The organism is Corynebacterium sp. MSK150 (assembly GCF_030229215.1).
In the GTDB taxonomy this organism is placed as follows: Bacteria; Actinomycetota; Actinomycetes; order Mycobacteriales; family Mycobacteriaceae; genus Corynebacterium.
This window is the reverse complement of record NZ_JASPHM010000008.1, coordinates 106,889-132,633: the sequence shown is the minus strand read 5'-3', so window position 1 is coordinate 132,633 and position 25,745 is coordinate 106,889. Positions and strand designations below refer to the sequence as shown.

Here is a 25,745-nt window from a genome sequence, read left to right as displayed (position 1 = left end):
GCTAAGCCTGCACACGCTGATGGTACTGCAACCGGGAGGTTGTGGGAGAGTAAGTCACCGCCGACACCAAACAACAACAAACAACTTCATATTGGAACAACAAGAAGGAGACGGCAAACCACCGTCTCCTTCTTTTCACGTTTTGCAGAAGCAGACGAAACCCGACGGAACTCGTGGCGTGCTGCATACCGCCGCTTTTCGTGGTCGTTGAAGTTATAGCCATTAGGCGCCCCAGTAGAACACTTCAGAGTCGCAACTGGTTGTGTCCCCGCACCCAGCTGTGCTTATTCCTGGGGATCTAAGGATAAGGAATGCCTCGGTGACTTCCACTTATCCAATCGTATAAAGCGTCTGTCTTGGTTCTACTTTTCGCCACGTGACAGTTTCACGGTCTACACAATAATATGACGGCTACGTGTGATCGATTAAGCGGTGCGTGTAGAGAGGAAGGGCGGACTCGAACTCCCGGTGCTTCCCGCTAAGCGGGTCAGTAAATTCAATGTGGGTCGCTGTGAGATGCATTGGGATACGCATATCCTCTGCGTCTTCGGGATAGATTTCTGGATAGACAGGATCACCCAGGATTGGTATACCAGCCTGCCACATGTGGAGACGCAATTGATGGGTCTTGCCCGTGGTGGGTTTAAGGGTGTATTTGCCTAATTGTGGCAGTTCACCGTGGATTTTTTCATACGGGGCGTTATCTATTAGTTCTACTGCAGCCAGAGTAGTAAATGCGTTGGGGCTGCCACCACCTATGCGGCCCTGGATTTCGCCGGGGGTTTTGGTGAGGTGGGAGGACCACTGTAGGGGCGTCGGAAAGCGGCGGTATTCGGCGATCGCCTGATAGGTCTTTTGTACCTGCTTTTCCGCAAAGAGGGTTTGGTAGGCGCCGCGAACATCGCGATGCTTGGTGAATAACAAAATTCCAGAGGTAAGTCTGTCGAGGCGGTGCGCCGGGGCGAGCTCGTCGTTTCCTGTCATTCGTCGGAGCTGGACTGTAGCGGTCTGTACGATGTGGCGTGCGCGTGGCATGGTTGCCATAAAGGGCGGCTTATCGGCGACGAGAATATGGTCATCTTCAAAGAGGATGGGTACGTCGTAAGGCACCGGTGTTTCGGGCGCCGGCATGCGATAGAAAAAGACGTCCTCGTCCTGGCTCAATATCGAGTCCGGTCGGAGCTTGGTTTGATTGCGTAGGACAACCTCGCCAGAGTCGAAACGCGCCTGGAGGGCCGAAGCGTCGTCGTCGGGGTGTCGATGGCGTTGTGCCGAAATGACTGCGCTAAGAAAATCCCAGGCTGTTATGCCTGCTTCGGGAGTGCGCACGCGGGTTGGGTTTAGGCCGTCTTTAATCGGCAAAGGCGTGAAACCTTTTCGGCGATGTATTAATGTTTTGTCCATGGATTTTAACGCTCTCATTGAACCGGTTGTTGCCTTTTTCTCTGAAGGTATTGGTGCCGTAATTCGCACCGTCCTGGAGTTTGTGTACACCGTTATGTTCCCGTCGAATTCCGAGGCTGCAACCGTCAACCCTCAAGCCTAATCCGTACTACAATTGAGGTATAACCACGGAAAGGACACATCATGGCTAAGGAAGACATTGTAGTCGTTGCCGTTGACGGTTCGGATGCATCGAAGAATGCAGTTCGTTGGGCCGCAAATACGGCTATGAAGCGCGGGATTCCACTGCGAATCGCATCTAGCTACACCATGCCACAGTTCCTGTACGCAGAAGGCATGGTTCCGCCAAAGGAGCTTTTCGACGATTTGCAGGCCGAGACCCTCGAGAAGATCGAGGAAGCTCGCGCCATCGCTCATGAGGTAGCCCCAGAGCTGAAGATTGGTCACACCGTGGCCGAGGGCTCCCCGATCGATATGCTGCTGGAAATGTCGCATGATGTCACCATGATCGTTATGGGTTCCCGCGGCATGGGTGGCCTGTCCGGCATGGTGATGGGTTCTGTCTCCGCTTCGGTTGTGTCCCACGCCTCTTGCCCGGTGGTCGTCGTTCGCGAAGATAATCATGTCACGGACTCCACCAAGTACGGCCCTGTCGTCGTCGGCGTGGATGGTTCCGAGGTTTCGCAGAAGGCCACGGCTTACGCTTTCCGTGAGGCACAAGCCCGCGGTGCTGCTTTGATCGCCGTGCATACTTGGATGGATATGCAGGTGCAGGCTTCCTTGGCGGGTCTGTCGGCCGCCCAGTCCGAGTGGGCTGATATTGAAAAGGAGCAGAGCGAGCTTCTGACTGAGAATCTGAAGGAGCCGCGTGAGGAATACCCAGAGGTTGAGGTAAAGAAGCTCATTACCCGTGACCGTCCAGTGAACGCTTTGACCGAGGCTGCAGAAGGCGCCCAGCTATTGGTTGTAGGTTCGCACGGCCGCGGCGGCTTTAAAGGTATGCTTTTGGGCTCGACATCTCGCGCACTGTTGCAGTCCGCACCGTGCCCGATGATGGTTGTCCGTCCGGATGAGGAAAGCTAAAAGCTACTGTTCATAGAGCGCTTCGCCCACAAGGGCGGAGCGCTCTTGTTGTGTGGGGCCGCCTTAGGTAGTGTGCGCTCGTGTACGCTAAGGTATACCCGCTAATTTAGGAGGATTGCATGAATTTGGGTCTGGGGCTCTTTAGCTCGATTGTTATTGGTATCATTGCCGGCTGGCTGGCTGAGAAGATTATGAAGCGCGACCACGGCCTGCTGACCAACCTTATTGTTGGTGTGCTGGGTGGCATCATCGGTGGCATGATTATCCACTTCCTGAACATTGAGGAAGGTGGATGGATCTTCTCCTTGATTGCCGCTACGGGTGGTGCTTGTATCCTGTTGTGGATCGTGGGGCTCATTAAGAAGTAGCCCGAATTTAATTCGCGTACAAACCGGTTTGTCTATAAAGTATAGATGAACCGGCTTTGTCGTTTTAGAGAGGAACCCATGGCAGAGAAGAAGTCGCGCCGTAATCGGCCCAGCCCGCGCAGCCGGCTGCTGGAATCGGCGACCAAGCTTTTTACCACCGAAGGCATTCGTGTCATCGGAATCGACCGCATCCTGCGCGAGGCGGATGTGGCTAAAGCTTCTTTGTACTCTTTATTTGGTTCCAAAGACGCGCTCGTTATCGCTTATGTAGAAGCTTTGGATGAGAAGTTCCGCCAAGACTGGGAACAGCGCACCGCGGAGATGACGGATCCGGATCAAAAGATCCTGGCGTTTTTTGATAAGGCGATCGAGGAAGAACCCACGCAGGAATTCCGCGGCTCCCACTTCTTGAATGCGGCCGGAGAGTATCCGCGCCCAGAAACCGAGGCGGAACACGGTATCGTGGCTGCCTGCGTTGAACACCGTAATTGGGTGCATTCCACTCTGACGGCCTTGCTAACAGAGCGCAATGGTTACCCATCGTCCTCGCAGGCGAGCCAGCTGTTGATTTTCTTGGATGGCGGCCGTGCGGGGGCTCGGCTTACCAAGGAGATTGGGCCGCTGCAGACGGCCCGCGACCTGGCTACTCAGATGCTTTCTGCTCCCCCTGCTGATTATTCGATTTAAGGTACTTTCGGGCCTCCATACGTAGCTGGCTGACCCGCTTCTTCTCCTCCTTGGAGAGGGCGGGTTCTTTTTCGCGCTTGCGCCAGCGGCGAATGCTTTCGCGGCGCATAGCGTGGACATCCTCAGTAAGCGGGTAGTCGCGGTGCAAAATGATCTCAAAGATAGCGGTTTGGATCAGCATGAAGAGATAGGCGCAGCCCCAGTAAAGGATGATGGCCACTGGGATAGGTCCGGTTTGGGCTAGGTGCCACAGGAAGAAAGGGATTACCAGCAGCAAAAAGCCCATGAGTATGAAGACGCGGCGGTTGACCTTCTGATCAAATTGAGTGGTGCGGAAGCTGCGCACGAGGGAAATGACGGAATTAGCCATGGTAAAGGCGATGGCGGCAATGAGGATGGGATTGATCAGATCACCGTGCTCGCGGGCGAAATCCGTCAGCGGAGCGCCGTAGAAGGTGGTTTCGCGGAAGGCCGAGACGTCGGAGGCATTCAACATGCCCACGGTGGTGGAGCCGCGCTCAATATTGGACATGCGCAGGAGCACTTGATAAAGGCCGATGAAGGCCGGAATCATGATGAGCGGGGGAACACAACCGGCTGCGGGGTTGTAGTTATAGCTCTTCATGAGGTTCTTTTCCTCTTGCATGAGCTCCGCCATCTCCTCGGTGGTGGTGGCGTTATTCATCTGCTTTTTGATGCGGTTATTCTCCGGGCGGATGAGTGCGCCGATGCGGGCGGAGCGTACGGATATCCAGTTCAAGGGAACAACGACGCCGCGCACGGTGATAACCAGCAGGATGATGGAAATCAGCCAGGCCGTAGATTCACCGACGAAGCTGCTGATGAGCCAGTGCCAGAATTTCATGATTCCGGAAACTGGGTACATGAAGACTTCGTACATGCTCAACCTTTCATGGGCAGTATGGTTTAAGGCATGACTAAAGTTCTTGGGGAACTCATGCTAACCATTGGCGTGGTTCTTTTACTCTTTGCATTCTATGAAGCCTATTGGACAAATGTAGAATCCGGTCAACTGCAGGAGGAGGCGAGCGCCCACCTTGACGAGCAATGGCGCAATCCGCGGCAGAAGTTGGAGCCGGAGTTGGGTGAGGCTTTCGCGCAGCTGTACATTCCCACGTTCGGTTCTGACTACCGCTTCGCCATCATTGAGGGCACCAATGAAGATGACCTGCTGCGCGGCCCTGGCCGCTACGTGGATTCCCAGATGCCGGGAGAGATGGGCAACTTTGCGGTTGCGGGCCACCGCGTGGGCAAGGGGGCTCCCTTTAATGACTTGGGCAAGCTAGAGACCTGCGATGACATCGTGGTGGAAACGCAGAAGGAGCGAATTACCTATCGCGTATTGCCCATCGATGGCGAGCAGGCGGACTGTTTCAATGGAATCCCGCCGGAGTATTCGCACGTGGCTGGCCGGCACATTACGACGCCTGGCGACGTCTCGGTGACCAACCCCGTGCCAGAGTCGGACGCCGAACCGAGCCGCGAGATCTTGACCTTGACCACGTGTCACCCGCAGTTTTCCAATGCGGAGCGCATGATTGTGCACGCTATGGAAGTAGAAAAAGAGGAGAAATAATGTATCGCGCTTTGTGGAATCTCTTGCCGGGGCCGACGCCGGTGAAGGTCATCTTGGCCATTGCTATTGCGGTGGGAGTCTTCTTCCTACTTATGGAAGTTGTATTCCCGTGGCTGTCGCCGATGATGCCGTATAACGACGTCGCAGTTTAAAGGCCCAAGTTGGCGATCGCTTCGTGGGCGATTTGCTCCGACTTCACGGTTTGTTGCTGGTTGCTCCACACCAGCACCGCGTGCGTGTCCTTCTGGACGGCATACACGGCATGCTCATTGACCACGCCCCGGCCGCCTTCCCAGCCGTCGAAGGAGGCGGGTTCGGTGGCGTCGATAGGCGCGGCCCAATCCACTGCGGCGCGGGCGTCGTCGACCGTGGGCATATCGCGCACGATGACGGTGGCCTGTGGCTCGTCCTGGTAGGACCAAAAGACGCAGGCCGGGGTGGGAAAGCGCGTGTCGATGCCCTGCTTGGTCAGGCGCTGGCCGTTGGTTTCTTCGAGCCAGCCGGGGCCGATGTAGGGGCAATCGCTCCAGTCATTGACTTCCGCGGTTTGGGCGACGTTAACCTCCGGTGCCTCCGAAGCCTCCGGAGTGACCGTAGTTGTTGGTGCAGGGGTGGGTGCGGATGAATCGCAGCCAGCGATCCCAAAGGTGGCTAGGGCGAGTAGGGGAAGTAGGCTTTTGCGCATGAGCTCCACAATAGACCGGGATACCGATGCGTTGCGCACCGGCATCCATATCCTGACCGCTGGCCTGCTGGTGGTGGGCATTTTTACCTCCGCGCGGATGCCGCTTTCGCAAGCGATCATCAACCTGCTGCTTTTGGTGGGCTTTGCGGCCGTGTACTTCGCAGGCTCGGTCTACGGGGAATATTGGGCCCGGCCTGTGCGCTACCTGTGGCTGTGCATACTCTCGGTGCTGTGGGTGGCGGACCTGTTCGTAGCACCGGCAGCAATCTATTTGGTCTTCGCCATGTTCTTTTTGTACCTCACGGTGCTGGACATGGCGGCGGGCATCGCGTGCGTCATCGTTGCCTCGATCATCACCGTGGTGGTGCAGATTCCGCAGGGTCTGACGTTTGGCGGTGTCATGGGGCCGGCGGTCTCGGCGCTGGTGACGATAGCAATCACCTACGCCTTCCGGTCGCTGTCGCGGATGAATAAAGAGTTGATTGAAACCCGTTCGCAGCTGGCAGCCACGGAGCGCGATGCCGGCATGGTGGCTGAACGTCAGCGCATTGCGCACGAGATTCATGACACCCTTGCCCAGGGACTGTCTTCCATTCAAATGCTCCTGCATTCGGCGGACCGTGATCTGGATAAGCAGGACGCGAGCAAAGCGCGAGAGCGCATCGAGCTGGCCCGCAGGACGGCCGCGGATAACTTGCACGAAGCACGGGCAATGATTGCCGCTTTGCAACCGCCGACGCTCAATGAGGCATCCCTTGAGGCCGCGTTGACCCGTATGGCGGAAAATTTCGGCACTACCGGAGATATCCACGTCGAGGTGGAATCCGAAGGAGAGGTACAGCAGCTGCCCATGAAGATAGAAGCGGCGCTGCTGCGGATTGCACAGGGCGCTGTGGGGAACGTCGTTAAGCATGCAGAGGCAAGCCGCGCCCGGATCACGGTGACCTATGAGGGCGATGAGGTGCGCCTGGATGTGGTGGATAACGGCAAGGGCTTTGATCCGGCCGCGGTGGAAAGTACCCCGGCTGGACTGGGGCATATTGGGCTGGCTGCAATTAGGCGCCGCGCACAAGAGCTAGGTGGGGAGGTCATTATTGAATCCGCGCCGGGGGAGGGCACTGCCGTGTCAGCTAGTATGCCCTTAGGCAACCGGGTAGATTAAACTTTTGGTTGACAATGACATCGATAGGAGGAATGTCGTGATTCGGGTCCTATTGGCAGATGACCACGAAATCGTCCGGCTAGGCCTGCGCTCCGTGCTCGAGGGCGCAGAGGATATCGACGTCGTAGGGGAGGTCGCTACGGCCGAAGCTGCGGTGTCGGCAGCGCAGGCGGGCGGCATCGATGTCATTTTGATGGACCTGCGCTTCGGCGCGGGTGTGGAAGGGACCCGCGTTATGGGCGGCGCGGAGGCAACCGCGCAGATTCGCTCCGCGATGGTCACCCCGCCCAAGGTCCTCGTGGTTACCAACTATGACACTGATGCGGATATCCTCGGCGCGATCGAAGCCGGTGCCGTGGGCTATTTGCTCAAGGATGCACCACCCCAGGAGCTGCTTGCCGCAGTGCGCTCGACTGCGGAGGGTGATTCGGCGCTATCTCCCATCGTGGCCGATAGGCTGATGACTCGCGTGCGTACGCCACGCACCTCGCTCACGCCGCGTGAGCTCGAGGTCTTGCAGCTGGTAGCAGCGGGGGCGTCGAACCGGCAGATTGGCCAGGACCTCATGCTGTCTGAGGCCACGGTAAAGTCCCACCTTGTGCACATTTATGACAAATTGGGCGTGCGCTCGCGCACCTCTGCGGTGGCGGCAGCGCGCGAGCAAGGCGTGCTTTAATTAGCGGCGTTATGCGCCTCGATAACGTCCTGGGGGATCTTTCCGCGGTGCGCCACTGGCAGGCTTTGGGTGCGGGCCCATTCGCGGATGTGGCTGGGGCTTGCCCGCTGCGCATCGAGGGCCGGGGCAATCCGGGAGGCGTCCACGTAGGGGGGAGCAGGTTGTGGAAATGCCGCGCGTTATCCGTGGCGAGATCGATACGGTAATTTTGACCGTTTACGCTGAAGCGAACGACTTCTAGCTGGTCTTCAGGGATTAGGGTGTGGTCCAAATCGTCGTAAAATTGGGTCACTTCACGGCGGGACGTATTTCCTCCAATTTTAAAAATTGCACCAAGTACAGAGAGCATAAACGGTGTTAAAGGGGTAGGGCGGTGAGAAGATTATCAGCAACTTTTTCTGGCCGAAAATACTTTTCCCGAAAAATCCCGGATCTTTATAGAAAATAATTAAACGCCACCACCGAATAGGAGGCGGTGGCGGCGTGTATCTCTTTTACTGGGCCAGGCGCTGCTGGATTTCCGCAGTAATGGAGTCAATTTCCGAGCTAATGGTCTTGTGAGCGCGGCGACGCTGCTGTTCGGTCATGAACTCGGCATTATCGATGGCGGAGTCTACTTCTTGCAGACGGTCACGCACATCGCGTTTGAAGCCGGCCGGAACGTCCGTGTTATCGAGGGAGTTGCGGATGCCGGCGGTGCGGGCCTTGAGCGGCGCACCGTAGCCGGAGAAGGAAGCCATCTGATCCGAGCTCACGCCCGCCTTAGCGGCCTTGCGCTTTTCGCCCTCGGTCTTCAGGCCCACGTAACCGCGGTAGAGGAGCGGCAGCAGCAGGGGTGCGGCGGTGCGCAGTGCACCGGCATAGCGCTTGATGTTATCGGAGTTAAAGCGGCCGGCCTTGAGCTTGGCTAGCTCGTTCTTGGCCATCTTCTCCTCGTGCTTGCGGCGCTTCTTAAGGCCCTTTTCCTCCGACTTAATGAGGTGCTTTTCCTGCTTGGCCAGGAGCTTTTGCTGGCGGCGGCGGTCCTTAGACTGGGCCTTTACCTCTGCCTTGGCGCGGGTTTTGGCGGCCTTTGCCTGTGCGCGTGCTTCTTGGCGGGCCTTTTTAACTTTCTTCAGAATGCTCATTAAATTTCCCTCACGTTTGATCGAGTCTGGATTCAACTTTACCTTGCCGTTCTATTAAGCTCACCCGGTGTGGAGGATGTGGTTGTTGCTTCGGATCTGGTGGGGTGCCGCTACCGCTTAGTGCAGCGGCGCGCGCACCCTGAGATGCCGCGTACCCATGCCTCGATTGCCCGGGCGGAACGCCACGCGGCCGCAGCGGAGGCCGTCATGCAGATGTTTCCCCGCAAGGGCTCTGGCAGGTTTCGCCGCATAGATCTGGAAGGTGATGAGTGGGAGCGCTCCATGCGCACCCTTGAGGCCTTAGCTTCCGGGTATACGCACATCACCAACGCGGTCTTCGCCACCGCGGAGTGGATGGTGTGCGTAGATTTGCTGCTGCGCGAGGGTGATAAGTACACCCCAATTATCGTGTCCAATCACCGTGTGGCCCGCAAGAATGGCACCAAGACGACGCCGGCGGTACCCACCCATCGCTTGGGCCTGAGTGAGCCGCTTGAGGCGCCGTATAAGTTGCGCCATCATGCGGTAGATGGCTACCGCTTAGCGTTTGCCGCCCGTGCTTTGCAGGATCTCGGGCTCGATTCTGGCCGGGGCGGGGCCATCGGGCAGGACCGTACCCGGGCATTTTTTACGGAAACAGCGAAGTTTGATTTGGAACGCGCCTGGAATCAGCCGCTTCCTACCGCGCCGGTGCGGGTTAAGGAGTGCGCGAGCTGCCGCTTTTGGTCTTTGTGCGAGCAGGAGCTGGTGGCGGCGGATGATATTTCGCTTTTCCTATCCGGCGATCGTGCTAAGCCTTACCGCGAGCGCGGGATTACTACCGTGCAGGCGCTTATTGACGCCGACCTGGGCGAACCCTCCCGCCTTGCTGCTGCCTGGCGTGCCGGGGAGGTGTTGCTGCGCCGCGGCGACGTGCACGTTCCGCGTGCGGACGTGGAGGTGGACGTGGATATGGAAGCCTACCTGGACCAGGGCGCGTACCTATGGGGGGCCTGGCACGACGGCAACTATGTCCCATTTGTTACGTGGGATCCGTTGGGCGGGCGCGCCGAGGCAGAGAGCTTTGCGGCCTTCTGGCGCTGGCTGATGGATGTGCGTGCTAAAGCCCATGCGGAGGGCAAAACCTTTGCTGCATACTGCTACTCGGCCCACGGTGAAAATCACTGGATGCGCATGTCCGCGCAGCGCTTCCGCGAGGTGGATGAGCGGGAAGTAGAAGAGTTTATCTCTTCACCGGAGTGGGTGGATATGTTCGCCCACGTCAAACGATCCTTCGCCGGCCCCTTTGGCCTAGGCCTGAAGGTAGTCGCCCCGGAAGCGGGCTTTACCTGGCCAGAAGAAGACTTCGACGGCGAAGAATCCGTGAACGCGCGCCGCGAGGCGCTAGCCGGTGACCTCGTGGCGCGGCAGCGCTTGCTGGACTATAACTCCGGCGATGTCCAGGCCACCCGCGCGGTTCGCGAGTGGATGGATGCCGGCGCGCCGGGTACTACAGCGCTGTAAATATGGCGTAGATGACCGCGAGGATCGCTATGCCCGCATAGACCTGGTTCCATTCTGGCCCCGGCTTCGGATCCGGGCCCTCCGCCTTCTTCATCAAGACCTGCTTCTGGGCCTTGACCGCCCGGGCGATGAGCACGGGGTAGACCGCCAGGGACAGGATGCACAGGAGGGAGGCCACCACCTTAAGCAGGGAAATATCGGTGCCGATCCAGATGAGCAGGCCACCGTTGACAAAGGTGGCGCGCAGGAGACCGAGTTTGTCCAGTTGCTGCAAGCCCGCCCGGACGGCAGCGGGGCCGCCACCCATGGTGCTGGGCAAGAGGTAGCTCATCACGCCGATGAGCAGCTGGCCGGCAAACCCCACCAGCAAGGCGAGGGTGGGCAGCGCCGGCTCGGGCATAAAGAAATGCTGCACCGTGTAATACACCAAAGACAGCACCAGCCATAGCGAGGCCATGAGCACGGAGACCGAGGCAAAGGTGATGCGATCGCGCGGGCCCTTAGCCACCGTCAGTACATTAGCGAGCCACTGCTGCAAGCTCAGCGCCCAACCGCAGCAGTAGGCGATAAGTCCCAACTCGGGGAAGCCGAGGAAAGCGCCCACGATGGTGGCAACCACACCGACTGCGAGCAGTGCAAAGGAGGAGTGCATGTGGCGATTAATACCTTGGGTCCGCCAGATGGAGGGGAAAAGGATGGTGAGAGAACCGGCCGCGGCCAAGCCGATGAATCCTCCGATATTGGCAGCTATATGGGCAAGCAGGAGTGTGGGATGTCCGGGATAAACGGCCAGCAGCCCGCCAAAGATGGCACCCACCGGCAGGCACAGGGCGGAAAGTACATAGGCGCCCACCACGGGGCGGAAACGCTTATCTTTGGCACCGCGCCATTGCTGGAAGAGCGATACCGCATGCCAGAGCATTATCAGTGCAATGAGCGTGGCGCCCACCTGGGTGACAATCCAGTGTTGGGACCAGAACTCCATGAGGATTTGGCCGATTAACACGAGGATGATTCCGGCATTGAGGCCGTAGATGCGGGCTAATTGGGTAGGGCGGGCAGACTCGGGGAGGCGCTGTTGGGTGAATTTCTCCGTGAGGTGCTGGGACCACACGATGATGCTATTGCTTACCAGTCCGAGGGTGAAGAGGTGGATGAGTACCCACCGGTAGTTCGGGACCAAGGTATGCGTTGCACCCACGAGGATGAAAACCATCATCCATAGGGAGACGGGACGGGAGGCCTTGCGGTGCCATGTCCGCGCCGACCACTTATTCTCAGGCATAAAACCGATTTTAGCCGGATTTAATCTTGGTCCAAGTCAGCGCAGTAAGGGCGAGGGCTACGGCGGTGAAGAAAGCAATGAAGAGGGGCCACGATAGGGCGTCGAAAAGCAAGCCGGCACACGCGCCCACCACAGAAGAGCCAAAGTAATAGCAGAACACGTACATCGAGGAGGCCTCCGCGCGGTCGTGGGTGGCGATCTGGCCCACCCACCCGGAGGCGGTGGAGTGTACGGCGAAAAAGCCCACGGTAAAGGCGATCATTCCGAGAAGCGTCAGCGGAAGGTTACCGGCGCAGAACGCGATGCCCACAGTAAAAAGTGCAGCCGAGCTGCACAGGGTTTTCCCGTGGCCGATTCGCGCCACCAGCGCTCCAGCCCGAGCCGAGGACCAGGTGCCAGAAAGGTAGAACAGGAAAGCCAAGCCGGCTAGCGAAGGAGCCAGACCAAAATCATCGATGAGCCGGAAGGTTAAGAAGTTATACATGGAGACAAACGTGCCCATGGACAGGAATGCGGTGAGAAAGAGCAAGGCCAAATCCCGGTTGGCCCAATGGCCCAAGAGCGCCCGGCTTTCGGTCTTGAGATGGATGGATTTAGGCCGGAAATTGCGTTGGGTAGGAAGCAGCAGCCAAGCCGTAATGGCAAAGGCGAGTGAGACCAGTGCCGAGCCGAAAAGCGCCCAGCGCCACGTGGAAATCTCCACCAATCCGGTGGGGATGAGGCGGCCGGTAAGGCCACCGACGGAGGTACCTGCAATGTATAGGCCCATAGCCCGCGGCAGGGCTTTGTCATCGAGTTCTTCAGAAAGCCATGCCATTGCCGTGGCGGGGGCGCCGGACAGCAGCGCACCCTGCAGGCCGCGTACCACGATGAGCTGCCACCCCTCCTGGGCAAGGGGCACAATGAGCCCCACGCCGGTCGCGGCAACGGCCGAAATGAGCAGGATGCGCCCGCGGCCGAAACGCTCGGAGAGGATCGATGCGGGCACCACGCATAGGGCCAGCGCGCCCGTGGCGGCCGATACGGTCATGGCCGCTTCGGCGGAAGAAAGGCCCATGTTGTCTACCAGCGTGGGAAGAATGGCTTGGGTGGAATACAGGCTGGAGAAAATAGCCAAGCCCACAAGGAGCATGGCTACCGTTGCGCGCCGCGTTCGAGTCATATCATTTAGCCTGCCCGGCTATGCAGTATGTGTAAAATGTGGAAAATTACACTAAACGATGCGGAGTATGCATGAATGTGGAGGATGTTCGCGGCTTCCTAGCCGTGGTGGATCATGGTCGCGTGGGTGCTGCGGCCGATGAACTGGGGATCTCCCAATCCGCGCTGACCCGCCGCGTACAGCGCGTAGAAGCTAGTCTTGGCGCCCGCCTTTTCGAGCGCACTGGGCGCACCCTACACGTGAATTCGCGTGGGAGGGCTTTCGCTGCGGCTGGGCGGGAAATGCTCCGCGCCTACCAAGTAGGGCGGGACGATGTTGCCCGCCTCATGGATCCAGAACGCGGCACCGTGCGCCTAGATTTCATGCACTCGCTGGGAACCTGGTTGGTTCCGGACCTGCTCAAGAGCTATCGCGCGCAGCACCCGCACGTGGATATTCGCCTGCATCAAGGCGCGGCGCAGGAGCTGGTGAGCAGGGTGGAAAACGGCGAATCTGACCTTGCTCTCGTGGGCCCGCGGCCTGATGCAGCCCTGGGCTGGCACCAAATTAAGGTGCAGCGACTAGGCCTTGCGGTGCCGGAGGGTCACTGGGCAGCGAACCGTCGGGAGGTGGAACTAGCGGAATTCGCTGCAGAACCGTTCATCGGCATGCTGCCGGGCTATGGCACGCGCATGCTTCTCGATGCCCTCGCGGACGACGCTGGCTTTAGCCCCCACCTCGTCTTCGAGTCGATGGAACTTACTACCGTTGCGGGGCTGGTAGCGGCAGGACTCGGGGTGGCGCTTTTGCCGCTGGATGATCCTTATCTACAGGTGGGGAGCTTGATTCCCCTCACGCCGCCAGCGTACCGCGAGCTCGGTTTAGTGTGGCGCGCCGGGGACGACGCACCCCCAGTGCAGCAATTCCGGGAGTTTATCCGGGCATAGAAAAAGCCGCCCCGAAGGGGCGGCCGAAGTAACTAAAAGGAGTTACTTGGTGGCTGCAGCGAAGCGCTCAGCAACGTCATCCCAGTTGAAGACGTTCCATACGGCCTTAACGTAGTCAGCCTTAACGTTCTTGTACTGCAGGTAGAAAGCGTGCTCCCACATATCCAGCATCAGCAGCGGGGTGAAGTTGATGGAGGTATTACCCTGCTGGTCGGTCAGCTGCTCGATGATGAGGCGGCCAGCAATGTGGTCGTAGCCCAGAACGGCCCAGCCGGAGCCCTGCAGGGAGGTAGCAGCAGCGGAGAAGTGAGCCTTGAACTTCTCAAAGGAGCCGAAGTCGCGGTTGATAGCCTCTGCCAGCTCGCCGGTTGGCTCGCCGCCACCGTTCGGGGACAGGTTCTTCCAGAAGATGGAGTGGTTGGTGTGGCCACCCAGGTTAAACGCCAAGTTCTTGGAGAGGGCACGGATGCGATCCGGGTTAGCCTCGCCGTTGCGCTCTTCCTCGAGTGCCTCGAGTGCGGCGTTAGCGCCAGCAACGTAGGTTGCGTGGTGCTTATCGTGGTGGAGCTCCATGATCTCTGCGGAGATGTGTGGCTCCAGTGCGTCGAATGCGTATGGGAGGTCAGGAAGTTCGTAAACAGCCATTTGTTAAATCCTTTCTTCGGGTACGTGTCCCGATGATAGGCACGGTTGAAAGATTTCGCCATGATTAATTCGAATTGTGGAACTAGCGAGAATATTAACTGGCCGCGGAATAGCTTTTCGCAGTACAACGTTGGGAAGAAGGAATAAGGAAGGAGCTATACCTCATGTGGATGTTTAAGCCGGAGCCCAAACTCGTTGCTGCAGACGAGGCTCTGCCGGGACGAACGGAGCCGATTGTGGACCCCGCCCCGCACGCCGTTCTAGGAACACCGATTACCGGGCCGTGGAAGGACGGGCAGCGCTCCATTCTTATTGCATTGGGATGTTTCTGGGGTGCGGAGAAGATGTTTTGGGAGACCGAAGGCGTGGAGTCCACCTCGGTGGGCTATGCGGGCGGTACCACCCCGAATCCCACGTACTATGAGGTGTGCCGTGGGCTAACCAACCATGCCGAAGCGGTGGAGGTGGTCTATGACCCGCAGCGCATCAGCCTGCGCGATCTTGTCGTACAAGCCCTAGAAGCGCACGATCCCACGCAGGGTTTCCGCCAGGGCAATGATGTAGGAACGCAATACCGCTCTGCTTTCTACCCACGCAAGGAGGAAGAGCGCGCAGAAATCCAGGGCATCGTGGATTCCTATGCAGAAAAACTCAAGGAATTCGGATTCGGGGATACCACCACGGAGGTCAAACTCCTCTCCGAAACTGATTCTGGGGAGTACTACCTGGCTGAGGATGAGCATCAGCAGTACCTATATAAGGTGCCTAATGGGTACTGCCCGCACCACAGTACTGGGGTGAAATGCGACTAAGCGTCGCGCCGGATAAAGCGGGCAATCTTCTTGGCCAACTTCGGCGTGAGCGATTGGCGGGATTGGGATCCTAAGACCTCATCCCAATACCAGAGCATTTCTTCAAAATAGTTGTGTCCGTGCCCGCCAGGGACGTTGAGGGAATTGATCTGGTCCAAGCCAATTTGCCACCAGGTAATGAACGGAACCCAATGCAGCTGCCGGAAGGTATCCGCGTGCAGCGCTTCCGGCTGCGGTTCATGAATCCAGGTGGGCCTGCGCACGAGAAGGTTGAGATCCCACCACACGATGGCGTCGGAAGCGTGCTGGGCAATAAGCATGCGGGGGCGGCGCCAGGTATGGGCGTAGTCATTGCCAAAGGCGTCGTGCAGCGTATGGTCAGGGGCCGCCGCGTAGCGGACATGCTTGCCGCCATCGATAACGGGCAGGCGTTCTAGGGAACCAATATCCCGGCGCAGGCGCTGAGTAAAGTGCGTCATGCGCGGAGGGCCGGAAAAAACCGCGCCATTGCACGCGGAAAGTAGGTCTTCCGCATTATGGTAGTTATCCATAATGGCGTAGGCGCCAAGCGATTCACCTGCGAAATAAAGCCGCGGGCGGTTTTCTTTAGGCAGCCTATCTATTTCTTCTTGTACCACCCGAATCAATTCGCGGGCCGCTTGCTTCGGTGCGTTCTTATCCACGAGGTAGGAAAAAACCGAAGGCAGGTAGGAATACTGCATGGTGACGGTGACGCAATCACCGCCGGTCAAAAACTCATAGGAGCACGCACCCCAGTTATTGATCCATCCCGAGCCGGCAGGCATTTGGATGACGATAGTTTCGCGCCGCAGGGCACCGGTGCGTTCGAGTTCGGCGCGGATCTTTTCCGCGGATTGCTGGAAGGAGCGCCCTGGTATGTATCCGGCGTAGATACGGATGGGTTCCTTTGCATCGGTTCCCGTTACTGTGCGGATATCGCGGGCTCGGGGGCCGTTGGAGACAAAGCGGCGTCCCTGTTGTCCCAATGCCGACCACGGCTCGAGCGACCACGGGCTGCCGGAGCGCTCCGGCTCCCAGGGCATGGAGGTGCCAGGGAAAATCTGCTTATTTATTCGCTGCGCTTGGTGCGATAGCGAGCGTAGCCAGCGTCGAAAGACCACGCGGTCAGAAAGTGCAAACGCCGTGAGGCTCAGTCCTGCGGTAACCACCGGCCAAGCAACGAGTGCAGGCACCCACCGGCCTAGCTGGCGTGACAGTTTAGTGACGGCAAGCTGCGTGGCCTCCCCGATGAGTAGGAGAGTGCCGTAGCCCGCGGTGCCCGCGGCCAGGCCGATGGCCGCCGTGGCGGGCCCCCGCACGAGCTGCTTATTGACCAACTCCGCCTGCTTCTTCTGGTTGCGCAGCGAAAGCACGGCATTAAATGCAGTCCCGGCGCCAATAGCAAGGTGCATAATTTGTCGATGTTGTGGTCCGAGGCGGTCCTGCGGGCGCTTGCCAATGCTATTGAGCACGAAGCTTGTTGACGCCGCACCTAGATGCCCAATGCCCTGCCCGATTGCCACGTTGGCAGCGGTCACCCACCACGGGCGGGGAAGTAAGGAGGGCGAAACAGCCGCCCACGTAGCTAATTCCGCACCCAAAATTCCAGCCGACATATTGGGCGGTAAGGTTTGCCGGCTGGTCATACGGACAATGGGCGTGAGATCCGCGGCTACGCCAAGAGCGATTAGTGCAGCGCGGCGGAGTGCGCGTTTCATAATGCCCGATTATCCCAGATTTCGGTGGGATTTTCAGTGTGAGATTTAGCCCGTGCAAAAATCTTCAAAGAGTTGCACAATGGGGTCATGGCAAATCATGTAGGAAACAAAGTAGTTCTCATTGGTGCCGGCGATGTGGGAGTCGCTTACGCCTTCGCTCTCATCAACCAAAGCATCGTTGACCACCTGGCAATCATCGATATCGATGAAAAGAAGCTAGAGGGCAACGTCATGGACCTCAACCACGGTGTTGTCTGGGCCCCCACCCGCACCCGCGTCACCAAGGGCACCTACGCCGATTGCGCAGACGCCGATATGGTCGTCATTTGCGCCGGTGCCGCACAGAAGCCGGGTGAGACCCGCCTGGACCTGGTGGGCAAGAACGTCAAGATCATGAACAGCATCGTCTCCGATGTCATGGCGAATGACTTTGATGGCATCTTCCTGGTTGCCTCCAACCCAGTGGACATCCTGACTTACGCCGTATGGAAGGCTTCCGGCCTGGACCACAAGCGCGTCATCGGCTCCGGCACCGTGCTGGACTCCGCTCGTTTCCGCTACATGCTGGGCGAGCTGGAAGATGTTGCACCGAAGTCCGTACACGCCTACATCGTGGGCGAGCACGGCGATTCCGAGCTGCCAGCCATCTCCACCGCGAATATCGCAGGTGTCCCGATGTCCAAGAAGCTGGATACGGATCCGGAGTATGCAGAGCGCATCGAGAAGATCTTCGAAGACACCCGCGATGCCGCCTACTCCATCATTGACGCTAAGGGCTCCACTTCCTTCGGTATCGGCATGGGCCTGGCCCGTATCACCGCCGCCGTCATCCAGAACCAGGACGTAGCGCTGCCAGTATCTGCTTACCTGCAGGGTGAGTATGGTGTAGAGGATCTCTACATCGGTACCGCTGCCATCATCAACCGCTCCGGCATCGTGCGCGCGATTGAGCTGCAGCTCAATGAGCACGAAAAGGAGCGTTTCGATGCTTCTGCCAAGACCCTGAATGACATCAAGGAAGAGTTCTTCGGCTAGTGAAGATTGTCGCTCATAGGGGATACTCCGGAAAATATCCGGAGCTATCCCCTCTAGCTTTTGAAAAAGCCCTAGATTTGCCAATTCACGGCGTCGAGTGCGATGTGCGCTTGACGCGCGATGGAAAAGTAGTGGTTCAGCATGATCCCACGTTGGACCGCACCGCGGGGCGCCCCGGCCGCATTTCCAAGATGGACTGGGAAGAATTGCGCGGCGTTGACATCGGTTCGGGCCAGCGTATGATGCTTCTCGACGAACTCTTGGAACTACTTCAGGGCACACCGCACCACCTTTATATCGAGACTAAGCACCCCTCCGGGCAGGGTGACATCCTGGAGGAGCAAACGGTGCTGCGCCTGCGTTATGCGGGGCTTTTCGACGACCCCCGGATCCACGTCATTTCCTTTTCCCACCACGCCATCCGCCGCATGCAGAACTTGGCGCCGCACATGGACCGGATTTATCTTCGTCGCGATTGGGAGCGCCATGTCAACCGTCCCGATGTAATGCTGTCCAAGCCCACCGCGCTCGGCGTATCGTTGCTGCGCGCGAAGCTGCGTCCGGCGATTATCGGCGCGCAGGGATTGCCTACCTATCTCTGGACTGTAGACAAGCCGGAGGACATGAAGTGGGCGTGGGCTAACGGGGTAGATATGCTGGCCACCAATCAACCCGAGGTGGCCCTACATGCCATTGAGCTCTAGTAAGCAGGTATCTTGGAGGCATGGCCAAGAAGAAAAAGAACAAGGAACAGCTGCCTGAGGGCATGTCCCGCCGCCAGGCAAAGCTCGCTGCCCGCGCCAAGGAGCGCGCCGCCCTGGAAAAGGACCCCCGCCCCTACGGCGGACTTGCTGCGGAGGCCTCCCTGGTCGCCATGCAGGAGTTCGTCCCCTCCGCTTTTGCCAAGCTTGACGTTAAAGGCTGCGATAAGAACGTGTATGTAGCCACCGTCCTGCCGGGTGCTTCTGCTGCGCTTGTTCGGGACACCGAATTTGGCGGCGATGCCTTCGTGGGCCTGCAGGTGCAGTCCCATACCCACAACCCGGGTCGCGACCTCGCCTTTGCCCTTAACTGGGTGAAGAATAATGAGCCGGGCGCCACCCTGGAATCCACCGCGGCTGACGGTTCGGAGCCGAAGTTGGAGGAGCTTATCGATGCCTCCGCTACCCTCGACGTGCAGGTTCACCAGGACTTCGAATGGTGGATTCCGGAGGGAGCACAGGTCACCCCGCAGATTGCGCAGTCGCTTCGCGCCGCTAATGATTCCGTCATTGAGTCCTATCAGGTGGGCGAGAACATTACCGGTGCGGCCTTTTGGGCAAATGCCGGCGGCGGCAAGGCCCACATCCGTTGGGTCCGCCCGAATGACGATGAATCCGCATTCCTGAACGCACTGGCGCGCGTCGCCGCCCGCGGCGAGCTGAACTTGGGCGAGGGCACCAAGTTCGCCGGTGTTTTCCGCACCCACGGTCTCATCGCTCCGGTCTTCGACTTGGATCCAGAGGTTGACCACGCTTCTTATGAGGACCACCTCACCCGCGTGGACAAGGCCTTGGAGGAAGAAATTTCTAATGATGCCCAGCTGAACGCCGATGAGCGCAAGCAGCTAGAAAACATCAAGTCCCGCCAGGTGACCCTGCGCTAAAGACAGGAAAATGGCCCTTCCCCCAGTAGAGGAAGGGCCATTTTTTGATCGCTATTTGAGAGAATCCCACAACCCGGCGGCTGCTTCATCGTCCCAGAGGACGACGTTGCCTACCTCGGTATCTTGGAAACCGCCGATGGGGACGGTCTCGGTGTCTACGCCGGAGCCCATGGCTAGTGCCACGCGGGCCAGGTGCCAGACGTGGTCGCCCTCACCCACGATGAACGAGGAGGCGGTGTGGTTGACCAAGGAGAAGGCGCGGAATGGGTTAATCAGGGTGGCCGGGGAAGCAACCTTATCCAGCAATGCGGAGAAGAATTCGCGCTGTCGCTGCACGCGGTCAAGGTCACCCATGGCGGTGGCGCGGGTGCGCACGTAACCGAGGGCGTCGCGGCCCTTGAGCTTCTGGCAGCCATCTTGGAGATCAATGCCGGCCAGCGGGTCATTGATGGGTTCCTTCACGCATACGTCTACGCCGCCGACGGAGTCGACCACATTAGCTAGGCCACCCATACCGATCTCGGCATAGTGGTCGATGTGCAGACCGGTCGTGCCTTCGACGGTTTGGGTAAGCAGCTGCGGTCCACCGTAGGTAAAGGCGGCATTGATCTTGTCCATGCCAAAACCGGGGACTTCCACGTAGCTATCGCGTGGGATGGAAACGAGCTTGGCCTTGCCGGTACGAGGGATGTGCAGCAGCATGATGGTATCGGTGCGGCCCTCACCCACATCACCACCGGTGCCTAGCTCCGCCTGCTGTTCCTCGCTGAGGCCTTGGCGGGAATCGGAGCCGACGAGCAACCAATTGGTGCCGGCGGTATTAGACACTTGTTCTTCTGGCAGCGCCTCCACGCGGGTGAGGCGGGCATCGGTCCAGAACATGAAGACGAGGTTGAATACCAGTAGGACAACGAGCGCCAAGCCAACGCACCCGAGGGCGCGCTTGGCCGGATTGACCTTCTTGCGGCGGCTGTGTGGGCGCTGTCGGGGTGCGGGGCGCGGCTCGGTACGGCGCGGCGGGCGCTGCTGCGCGCGGTACTGGCTGGGGTAGCGGCTCGGCGTTGGGGGCGGAGTGCGACGCGGGGGCTGTTGCTGCCGCTGTGGCTGCGGAGCGCGGAAGGATTGTTGCTCGGGTTCCACGCGCCGCGGCGTCGGGCGGGCGGAGGAACGGCGTCGAATGGGGCGGCCGTATCGATCCTTGAGGGGACGTCCATCGGCCCCAAGGACGAATTCAGTGGAGGAGTCGTCGCCGGCGCGGCGGGCCTCCCGATGCGGATCTCGTCCTGATTCAGTCATGCGCTATACCTTACAAGGAGCAGGGAGCAACGCCTGCTTCGCGACGTCCCCTTAAGGGCATTTTCACAGGAAGGAATAACCCACGAAAGCGACGGCGTCGATAAGAAAATGCGCTATGACCAAAGGCCATACCCGCCCCGTGCGGTGGTAGTAATAGCCGTAAATTAAACCCATGATGATATTGCCAAAGCCAGCGGAAACTCCCTGGTAGAGGTGGTAAGAACCGCGGAGAATGGAGCTGGCGGCCAGCGCAGCTGGCAGCGACCAGCGGGCCTGGCGCAAACGCGTCATAAGCCACATCACCACCACGGTTTCCTCCGCGAAGGCGTTGGCAGCGGCCTTGAGGAGGGAAACGGGAATTTCCACCCAAGCATTGGCGAAGTCGCCGGGGATGACCTCCTTGCTCCACCCGAAATGGACCGCCGAGAAATACAGGGCGAGCCCCGGGATGCCAATGAGGGTGGCAAGCCCTGCGCCTTCTAGCCAGTCGCGGGCGCGGTGGGCACGAGGCATTATGCGGTCCTTGGCCAGCAGGAAAAGCGCTAAGGCTCCATAGGAAAAGAGCACGGCGGCCGAGCACAGCTGCAGTCCCATATCCACCCCGGCAAGGGAGGATTGGCTGGAATTGAGTGTGACCGATTGCTCGTCGAGCCGCTGCGGCGAGGCCAGGGAATTGATGAGGTTCAACACCGCCCGCACCCCGGAAATGCCAAAGGTGAGGGTGAGGACGATGAGTAGCTCGGCGCGTAAGGACTTGGTCATGGGTGGAGGATGTGGGCGAGGCCGAGCAGGGCGGCGTCGGAAAGCGTAATGCCTCCTAGGTGCACGCCTACTGGCGGGTGATTGGGAACGGCCCATGGCACGGAAATGGCTGGCAGGCGGGCCATGTTGAAGAGGGAACCCCACGGAGACCACCGGGTCTGGGCCGCGAAATTCTCCGCATGGGGCAGGGAAAGGAATGAACCAATACGCGGCGGGTCCGTGGTCAGCATTGGGGTGAGGATGGCATCGACTCCCCACTCTTGGGTCAGCAAGCCAGGTAGCTGCCGGACATGCGCCCGCGCCGCGGCCAGCTCAGCGGCGCTCACGCGCCGGCCCTGCTGAGCAATCCACTCCGCATAGCCCGCCGCCGGGTTAAGCCCCGCCAGGCGGGAGGTAAAGGTCGTGCGGAAATGTGCAAAGGTGGCCCGGGCCTGCGGATACGGGGAAATGGGCACCACGGTGAAGCCGGCTGCCTGTAGGCGTTGGGCGGCCTCGCGGGCGGCGCGCAGGTGGTGGGCATCGACGTTGGCATCACAAAACAGCGGCTCTACCAGCAGACCAATGCGGGCGCGCGGGGTGATCATTCGGTGGCCATGCAGAAAGGCATTATCGGCCACGGTCCGGGTGATAAAGCCCTGCACACCCAGTTCTTTTCCTGCCGGTTTAAAGCCCACCACGCCGCATGCCGCGGCCGGCACACGGATGGAACCGCCGCCATCGCTGGCGTGCGCCGCGCGCAGCAACCCCCGCGCGACCTGGACCGCCGCACCGCCCGAGGAACCACCCGGAGTGCAGCCGGGATAGAGGGGATTATCGGGATGGGGCAGGCCCACTGGTTCCGTATCCACGCGCAGACCCAACTCCGGGGTGGAGGACTTACCGATGATGCGCGCACCCTGCTTCTCCAAGGCCTCAATAAAGGCATCGCTGCGCTCGGGGTAGTAGGTGCGATCGACATTTCCCAAGGTAGTGGGCATGCCGCGGACATCGCAGAGATCCTTGGCGGAGAGGACCCAGCCGCTCAGCCGGCCTCGGCCGGAGGGCTCGCGGTCTACATCCAGGTAGGTGAAACCGTGCTCCTCGGGGGTAAGGCCGTGCAGATCCGCGCGGAGTTGTTCTACGGAAAAGTCCATGGGGCACCAGTCTAGTGGGCTAAGGTGACGTGCATGACTACCACCATCGCCTTCCTCGGTCCGGCCGGCACCTTTACGGAAGCGGCCGTGCATAAGTTTGCCGCGCACCTGCCGCAGGTAGAGACCATGCCGGTTGGCTCGCCTTCGGAGGCCGTGGCCGCCGTGCGCGCCGGGCACGCCGAGTACGCCTGCGTAGCCATTGAAAATTCCGTTGATGGCGCTGTCACCACTACCTTTGATGCGCTCGTTGAAGCCGAACCGGTGCAGATTTACCGCGAGGTGGATGTCCCCGTGGCTTTTAGCATCATGACCCGGCAGGGCGCGGGCGACATTGCGCGGTTGAGCACCCACCCGGTGGCATTCCAGCAAATCCGCGGTTGGGTAAAAGACAATTTGCCGGAGGTAGAGTTCGTGCCGGCCAGTTCCAATGCCGCCGCGGCTGAGGCTGTAGCCCGTGGGGAAGCGGATGCAGCCGCAGCTCCGGCGCGGGCCGCCGAGATCTTTGGGCTGGAGACCATCGCCCAGGGCGTGGCAGATGTCGAGGGCGCCGCAACGCGCTTTGTCCTGGTGGGGCGACCGGGAAAACCCACTGCAAGGACTGGCCAGGACCGCACCAGCGTCATCTTCACCCTGCCAAATGAGCCAGGCAGCCTGGTGGGGGCGTTGCAGGACTTTGCGCACCGCGGTGTGGACCTGTCCCGGATTGAGTCGCGGCCGACGCGGGAGGCCTTTGGTACGTACCGCTTCTACGTGGACCTTATCGGGCACATTGACGACCAGCCGGTGGCGGAGGCACTGCGGGCCTTGTGGTTGCGGGCAGAGGACCTGCTTTTCCTCGGCTCCTGGCCGGCGGCAACCCCTGCGGGCAAGCCACCGCGCGATCTGGCAGCGGCGGATGATTGGGTAGCGCGGGCGCGCAGGGGCCAATAATCTAGAAGCATGCCCGGAAGAATTATCCTGCTGCGTCACGGCCAGACCTATTCCAATATTTCCCGCCTCCTCGATACCCGCCCGCCCGGGGCAGAGCTTACCGAGCGCGGGCGCGACCAAGCCACGGAGGTAGGCCGGGAGCTAGCGCAGTTGGTGGGCGAGCGCGAGGTGGAATTTAAATGCTCCATTGCCCTGCGCGCTCAGCAGACCGCGATGCTGGCGGCACGCGCCTTTGAGCAGGAGCGCGGTATGCCGGAATTTTCCCAGCGCGTTGACGTAATCGACGGCGTGCACGAAATTTTCGCCGGTGACTGGGAGATGGACGGCAGCGAGGATGCCCATAGGTCGCACATGGTGGCCATGCGTGGCTGGTGCGATGGCGAGCGCGGCGCCGGGATGGAAGGCGGCGAGACCTTGGATGATGTGCTGGCGCGCTACCAGCCGGTGCTGGAAGGCATTGCGGAGCAGCTTGCCGACGACCACGATGTCATCCTTGTCAGCCACGGCGCCGCCATCCGCGTGGTCACCAAACATGCCACGGGCGTTGACTCCGACTTTGCCTATACCGGCTACCTGGCCAATTGCCGCTTTATGGTGATGGAACCGCGCGGCAAGGACTTTGGTGAGTGGACGTTAACCCGGTGGGCGGATACGGAGCTCTAGCCCCAGCCCAGGCGGTGCAGCTCCTCTTCCTCGAGGCCAAAGTAATGGCCGAGTTCGTGAAATACGGTGACCTTGACCTGCTCTGCTAATTCCTCTTCGCTGCCGGACCAGCGCTGCAGCGTGTTGCGGTAAATGAAGATCGCATCGGGCAGGAAACCGGTGTGATCGAAGGTGCGGCGGGGCAGTGCTACGCCCTCGTAGAGCCCTAGCAGCATAGGGTTATCGGGATTTTCATCTTCGACCAAAATGACGAGGTTGCGCATGCGGCGCACGAATTCCTCGGGGACTTGATCCAGCGCCTCGTTGACCATCTCATCGAAGCGCTCTTCTGATACCTCGACCATTAGGGCGCTGGGGCCGGGGCGGGGGCGGCAGACTCGGGTGCCGGGCTCTTGTCCTTGTCCTCACGCAGTGGATTGCGCTCAGGGCGTTCCTCCGGCGGTTGGCCGTCGATAGTCAGCGCCTGGCGTCCACCGGTAGCGGAACCGGTGATGGCAGAGAAACCGCCGCCTTTGCGGGCATGCACAAGGGAACAATTGACGGACTTGGTGCCGCCGTTCCACGAGGCCTCGGTGATAGAGCCCCAGAATGGTTGCAGCGTGGACTGGTAGAGCTGCTCCTCGCCGCCAAGGTAGTCCTCGGTGGCGGCGGTACACGTATCGGACAGGAACTTGTCCATATCCTTGCCGTCCGGGTAGCCGTCGGGGAACTGCTTGCCCACATCGATGACGGAAACGGTCTCCATCTGGTGGGGCTTAGCGCAGTCAACGACGTGCGGAACCTGCTTGTCATCGATGGCCAAGCACTCGCCCGGCTTGGCGAGGTTTGCCTGCTCGGAGGCCTCGACGTTGCCGGCAGTAAGCTGCGGTACGCCGTGATCATCGGTGGTTTGCAGGCCGCACAGCAAGGTGCGGTCGCCACGATCCCAGGCGGACTGCGGCGGCAGAATGGACGCCACATCGTACTTACCATTCGGATCCCACTTACCGTGCAGGTAGCCCACAGTGGCGGATTCGCACAGCTCATCGCGCAATTGGTGTTGGCGGGTTAGCGCTGGGCGGGTGGCGTCAGGGCCGAATTCGCTAGTGGGGTAGATGCTTAGGTCTTCGGTCTTGGAAACCTCGAAGCGGTGCTGTTCCGAGCACGGCACTTCCTTGAACCCGGTGGCGGAGCCATCCTGGGCGATGTCCCACGTCAAGCAAGCGCCGGCGGCCGCAGCGGTGAAAGGCTCCGGTTTAGGGGCGGCGGTTTCTGAAGTATCCCCGCTATTGTGCTGCTGGGCAGCGGTAGTATCTTCGCCACCCGATTTATGGGAACTGATAACGCCATAGATGCCCATGAAAACGGCCGCCGCGATTGCCGCAATCAAGACAATCTGGACGGCCACAGCGGAACGCCACGCAGGTGATTTCTTCATAAG

Annotated in this window: 31 protein-coding genes and 1 pseudogene; 17 read left to right on the top strand and 15 right to left on the bottom strand. The window is 59.7% G+C overall.

Going from position 1 to position 25,745, the window contains the following annotated elements; all coding sequences use genetic code 11:
• The coding region (locus QP941_RS06815; protein ID WP_284868475.1) for a hypothetical protein at window positions 1-211 on the top strand (211 nt) is incomplete at its 5' end.
• A 200-nt stretch (window positions 212-411) separates the two neighbouring features.
• On the opposite strand, the gene QP941_RS06810 is transcribed toward QP941_RS06815, so the two are convergent.
• The gene (locus tag QP941_RS06810; protein ID WP_502869199.1) at window positions 412-1,422 is read right to left on the bottom strand and encodes a pseudouridine synthase; all 1,011 of its coding nucleotides are present in this window, start codon (window positions 1,420-1,422) and stop codon (window positions 412-414) included.
• Here QP941_RS06810 and QP941_RS06805 point away from each other — a divergent pair.
• The 4 genes from QP941_RS06805 to QP941_RS06790 all read left to right on the top strand — a co-directional run bounded on the left by QP941_RS06805 (window position 1,403) and on the right by QP941_RS06790 (window position 3,542).
• Window positions 1,403-1,546, top strand: coding sequence for a hypothetical protein (locus QP941_RS06805; RefSeq protein ID WP_284868473.1), 144 nt, complete (start codon window positions 1,403-1,405; stop codon window positions 1,544-1,546). The genes QP941_RS06810 and QP941_RS06805 overlap by 20 nt on opposite strands.
• A gap of 41 nt (window positions 1,547-1,587) precedes the next feature.
• Entirely contained in the window at window positions 1,588-2,487 is a 900-nt protein-coding gene (locus tag QP941_RS06800; RefSeq protein WP_284868472.1) for a universal stress protein, read from the top strand.
• Window positions 2,488-2,606: 119 nt separating this feature from the next.
• Window positions 2,607-2,855: a GlsB/YeaQ/YmgE family stress response membrane protein gene (locus QP941_RS06795; RefSeq protein ID WP_005325340.1), complete on the top strand. Its 249-nt coding sequence runs from the start codon at window positions 2,607-2,609 to the stop codon at window positions 2,853-2,855.
• A gap of 78 nt (window positions 2,856-2,933) precedes the next feature.
• A complete protein-coding gene (locus QP941_RS06790) occupies window positions 2,934-3,542 on the top strand; it encodes a TetR/AcrR family transcriptional regulator (protein WP_005327015.1) in 609 nt (202 codons plus the stop codon).
• Here QP941_RS06790 and yidC read toward each other — a convergent pair.
• Window positions 3,499-4,443 (bottom strand): membrane protein insertase YidC, encoded by a 945-nt coding sequence (yidC, locus tag QP941_RS06785; RefSeq protein ID WP_005325343.1) that lies wholly within the window; start codon window positions 4,441-4,443, stop codon window positions 3,499-3,501. The genes QP941_RS06790 and yidC overlap by 44 nt on opposite strands.
• A gap of 33 nt (window positions 4,444-4,476) precedes the next feature.
• On the opposite strand from yidC, the gene QP941_RS06780 reads away from it, so the two are divergent.
• On the top strand, window positions 4,477-5,139 hold the full coding sequence (locus tag QP941_RS06780) for a class E sortase (protein WP_239278640.1): 663 nt from the start codon (window positions 4,477-4,479) through the stop codon (window positions 5,137-5,139).
• Window positions 5,139-5,291: a hypothetical protein gene (locus QP941_RS06775; RefSeq protein ID WP_049377502.1), complete on the top strand. Its 153-nt coding sequence runs from the start codon at window positions 5,139-5,141 to the stop codon at window positions 5,289-5,291. The genes QP941_RS06780 and QP941_RS06775 overlap by 1 nt, the downstream gene beginning before the upstream one ends.
• Here QP941_RS06775 and QP941_RS06770 read toward each other — a convergent pair.
• The gene (locus tag QP941_RS06770) at window positions 5,288-5,824 is read right to left on the bottom strand and encodes a DUF2020 domain-containing protein (RefSeq protein WP_239278638.1); all 537 of its coding nucleotides are present in this window, start codon (window positions 5,822-5,824) and stop codon (window positions 5,288-5,290) included. The genes QP941_RS06775 and QP941_RS06770 overlap by 4 nt on opposite strands.
• Between QP941_RS06770 and QP941_RS06765 the strand changes: the two genes are divergently transcribed.
• Window positions 5,823-6,986 carry a sensor histidine kinase gene (locus QP941_RS06765; RefSeq protein WP_284769253.1) on the top strand — a complete coding sequence of 388 codons (1,164 nt, stop codon included), beginning with the start codon at window positions 5,823-5,825 and terminating at the stop codon, window positions 6,984-6,986. The two genes, QP941_RS06770 and QP941_RS06765, sit on opposite strands and share 2 nt — an antisense overlap.
• A 37-nt stretch (window positions 6,987-7,023) precedes the next feature.
• Entirely contained in the window at window positions 7,024-7,662 is a 639-nt protein-coding gene (locus QP941_RS06760) for a LuxR C-terminal-related transcriptional regulator (RefSeq protein WP_284767266.1), read from the top strand.
• Here the strand turns inward: QP941_RS06760 and QP941_RS06755 are convergent.
• The 3 genes and pseudogenes from QP941_RS06755 to QP941_RS06745 all read right to left on the bottom strand — a co-directional run bounded on the left by QP941_RS06755 (window position 7,659) and on the right by QP941_RS06745 (window position 8,789).
• On the bottom strand, window positions 7,659-7,808 hold the full coding sequence (locus QP941_RS06755) for an Lsr2 family DNA-binding protein (RefSeq protein WP_284868471.1): 150 nt from the start codon (window positions 7,806-7,808) through the stop codon (window positions 7,659-7,661). The two genes, QP941_RS06760 and QP941_RS06755, sit on opposite strands and share 4 nt — an antisense overlap.
• A gap of 65 nt (window positions 7,809-7,873) precedes the next feature.
• Window positions 7,874-8,011: pseudogene (locus QP941_RS06750) on the bottom strand (hypothetical protein); the annotation flags it as partial.
• Window positions 8,012-8,156: 145 nt separating this feature from the next.
• Window positions 8,157-8,789 (bottom strand): DUF6474 family protein, encoded by a 633-nt coding sequence (locus QP941_RS06745; protein ID WP_284767268.1) that lies wholly within the window; start codon window positions 8,787-8,789, stop codon window positions 8,157-8,159.
• Window positions 8,790-8,858: 69 nt separating this feature from the next.
• Here QP941_RS06745 and QP941_RS06740 point away from each other — a divergent pair, with 69 nt between their 5' ends.
• Window positions 8,859-10,292, top strand: coding sequence for a TM0106 family RecB-like putative nuclease (locus tag QP941_RS06740; protein ID WP_284868470.1), 1,434 nt, complete (start codon window positions 8,859-8,861; stop codon window positions 10,290-10,292).
• Here the strand turns inward: QP941_RS06740 and QP941_RS06735 are convergent.
• Together QP941_RS06735 and QP941_RS06730 are read right to left on the bottom strand one after the other, a co-directional pair.
• A complete protein-coding gene (locus tag QP941_RS06735; RefSeq protein WP_284868468.1) occupies window positions 10,279-11,577 on the bottom strand; it encodes a copper oxidase in 1,299 nt (432 codons plus the stop codon). The two genes, QP941_RS06740 and QP941_RS06735, sit on opposite strands and share 14 nt — an antisense overlap.
• A gap of 10 nt (window positions 11,578-11,587) precedes the next feature.
• The gene (locus QP941_RS06730) at window positions 11,588-12,739 is read right to left on the bottom strand and encodes an MFS transporter (RefSeq protein WP_284868467.1); all 1,152 of its coding nucleotides are present in this window, start codon (window positions 12,737-12,739) and stop codon (window positions 11,588-11,590) included.
• Between the two features lie 71 nt (window positions 12,740-12,810).
• On the opposite strand from QP941_RS06730, the gene QP941_RS06725 reads away from it, so the two are divergent.
• The gene (locus QP941_RS06725) at window positions 12,811-13,665 is read left to right on the top strand and encodes a LysR family transcriptional regulator (protein ID WP_239278631.1); all 855 of its coding nucleotides are present in this window, start codon (window positions 12,811-12,813) and stop codon (window positions 13,663-13,665) included.
• A gap of 42 nt (window positions 13,666-13,707) precedes the next feature.
• Here the strand turns inward: QP941_RS06725 and QP941_RS06720 are convergent, their stop codons facing one another.
• Window positions 13,708-14,310: a superoxide dismutase gene (locus QP941_RS06720; protein ID WP_005325362.1), complete on the bottom strand. Its 603-nt coding sequence runs from the start codon at window positions 14,308-14,310 to the stop codon at window positions 13,708-13,710.
• A 164-nt stretch (window positions 14,311-14,474) separates the two neighbouring features.
• Between QP941_RS06720 and msrA the strand changes: the two genes are divergently transcribed.
• Window positions 14,475-15,122 carry a peptide-methionine (S)-S-oxide reductase MsrA gene (gene msrA / locus QP941_RS06715; protein WP_284815012.1) on the top strand — a complete coding sequence of 216 codons (648 nt, stop codon included), beginning with the start codon at window positions 14,475-14,477 and terminating at the stop codon, window positions 15,120-15,122.
• Here msrA and QP941_RS06710 read toward each other — a convergent pair.
• Window positions 15,119-16,861 carry an alpha/beta-hydrolase family protein gene (locus QP941_RS06710; protein WP_239278629.1) on the bottom strand — a complete coding sequence of 581 codons (1,743 nt, stop codon included), beginning with the start codon at window positions 16,859-16,861 and terminating at the stop codon, window positions 15,119-15,121. The two genes, msrA and QP941_RS06710, sit on opposite strands and share 4 nt — an antisense overlap.
• An 87-nt stretch (window positions 16,862-16,948) precedes the next feature.
• Between QP941_RS06710 and QP941_RS06705 the strand changes: the two genes are divergently transcribed.
• From QP941_RS06705 to QP941_RS06695, 3 genes are read left to right on the top strand one after another with little or no spacing between them, the layout of a single operon-like run.
• On the top strand, window positions 16,949-17,896 hold the full coding sequence (locus QP941_RS06705) for an L-lactate dehydrogenase (protein WP_225746279.1): 948 nt from the start codon (window positions 16,949-16,951) through the stop codon (window positions 17,894-17,896).
• The gene (locus QP941_RS06700; protein ID WP_225746280.1) at window positions 17,896-18,600 is read left to right on the top strand and encodes a glycerophosphodiester phosphodiesterase family protein; all 705 of its coding nucleotides are present in this window, start codon (window positions 17,896-17,898) and stop codon (window positions 18,598-18,600) included. Before QP941_RS06705 ends, QP941_RS06700 begins: the two co-directional genes overlap by 1 nt.
• Before the next feature lie 20 nt (window positions 18,601-18,620).
• The gene (locus QP941_RS06695; RefSeq protein WP_284868466.1) at window positions 18,621-19,541 is read left to right on the top strand and encodes a DUF5926 family protein; all 921 of its coding nucleotides are present in this window, start codon (window positions 18,621-18,623) and stop codon (window positions 19,539-19,541) included.
• A 51-nt stretch (window positions 19,542-19,592) separates the two neighbouring features.
• On the opposite strand, the gene QP941_RS06690 is transcribed toward QP941_RS06695, so the two are convergent.
• The 3 genes from QP941_RS06690 to QP941_RS06680 all read right to left on the bottom strand — a co-directional run bounded on the left by QP941_RS06690 (window position 19,593) and on the right by QP941_RS06680 (window position 22,732).
• Window positions 19,593-20,837 (bottom strand): LCP family protein, encoded by a 1,245-nt coding sequence (locus tag QP941_RS06690; RefSeq protein WP_284868465.1) that lies wholly within the window; start codon window positions 20,835-20,837, stop codon window positions 19,593-19,595.
• 63 nt (window positions 20,838-20,900) lie between these two features.
• Window positions 20,901-21,599, bottom strand: a complete 699-nt coding sequence (locus tag QP941_RS06685; protein WP_284868464.1) for a CPBP family intramembrane glutamic endopeptidase — start codon at window positions 21,597-21,599, stop codon at window positions 20,901-20,903.
• On the bottom strand, window positions 21,596-22,732 hold the full coding sequence (locus tag QP941_RS06680; protein ID WP_284868463.1) for an amidase: 1,137 nt from the start codon (window positions 22,730-22,732) through the stop codon (window positions 21,596-21,598). Before QP941_RS06680 ends, QP941_RS06685 begins: the two co-directional genes overlap by 4 nt.
• A gap of 33 nt (window positions 22,733-22,765) precedes the next feature.
• On the opposite strand from QP941_RS06680, the gene pheA reads away from it, so the two are divergent.
• Together pheA and QP941_RS06670 are read left to right on the top strand one after the other, a co-directional pair.
• A complete protein-coding gene (pheA, locus tag QP941_RS06675) occupies window positions 22,766-23,662 on the top strand; it encodes a prephenate dehydratase (protein WP_284814990.1) in 897 nt (298 codons plus the stop codon).
• A gap of 9 nt (window positions 23,663-23,671) precedes the next feature.
• Entirely contained in the window at window positions 23,672-24,325 is a 654-nt protein-coding gene (locus tag QP941_RS06670) for a histidine phosphatase family protein (protein WP_284868461.1), read from the top strand.
• Here QP941_RS06670 and QP941_RS06665 read toward each other — a convergent pair.
• Together QP941_RS06665 and QP941_RS06660 are read right to left on the bottom strand one after the other, a co-directional pair.
• The gene (locus QP941_RS06665; RefSeq protein ID WP_005325385.1) at window positions 24,322-24,669 is read right to left on the bottom strand and encodes a metallopeptidase family protein; all 348 of its coding nucleotides are present in this window, start codon (window positions 24,667-24,669) and stop codon (window positions 24,322-24,324) included. The two genes, QP941_RS06670 and QP941_RS06665, sit on opposite strands and share 4 nt — an antisense overlap.
• Window positions 24,669-25,742 (bottom strand): septum formation family protein, encoded by a 1,074-nt coding sequence (locus QP941_RS06660; protein WP_284868459.1) that lies wholly within the window; start codon window positions 25,740-25,742, stop codon window positions 24,669-24,671. Before QP941_RS06660 ends, QP941_RS06665 begins: the two co-directional genes overlap by 1 nt.
• Window positions 25,743-25,745 lie beyond the last annotated feature (3 nt).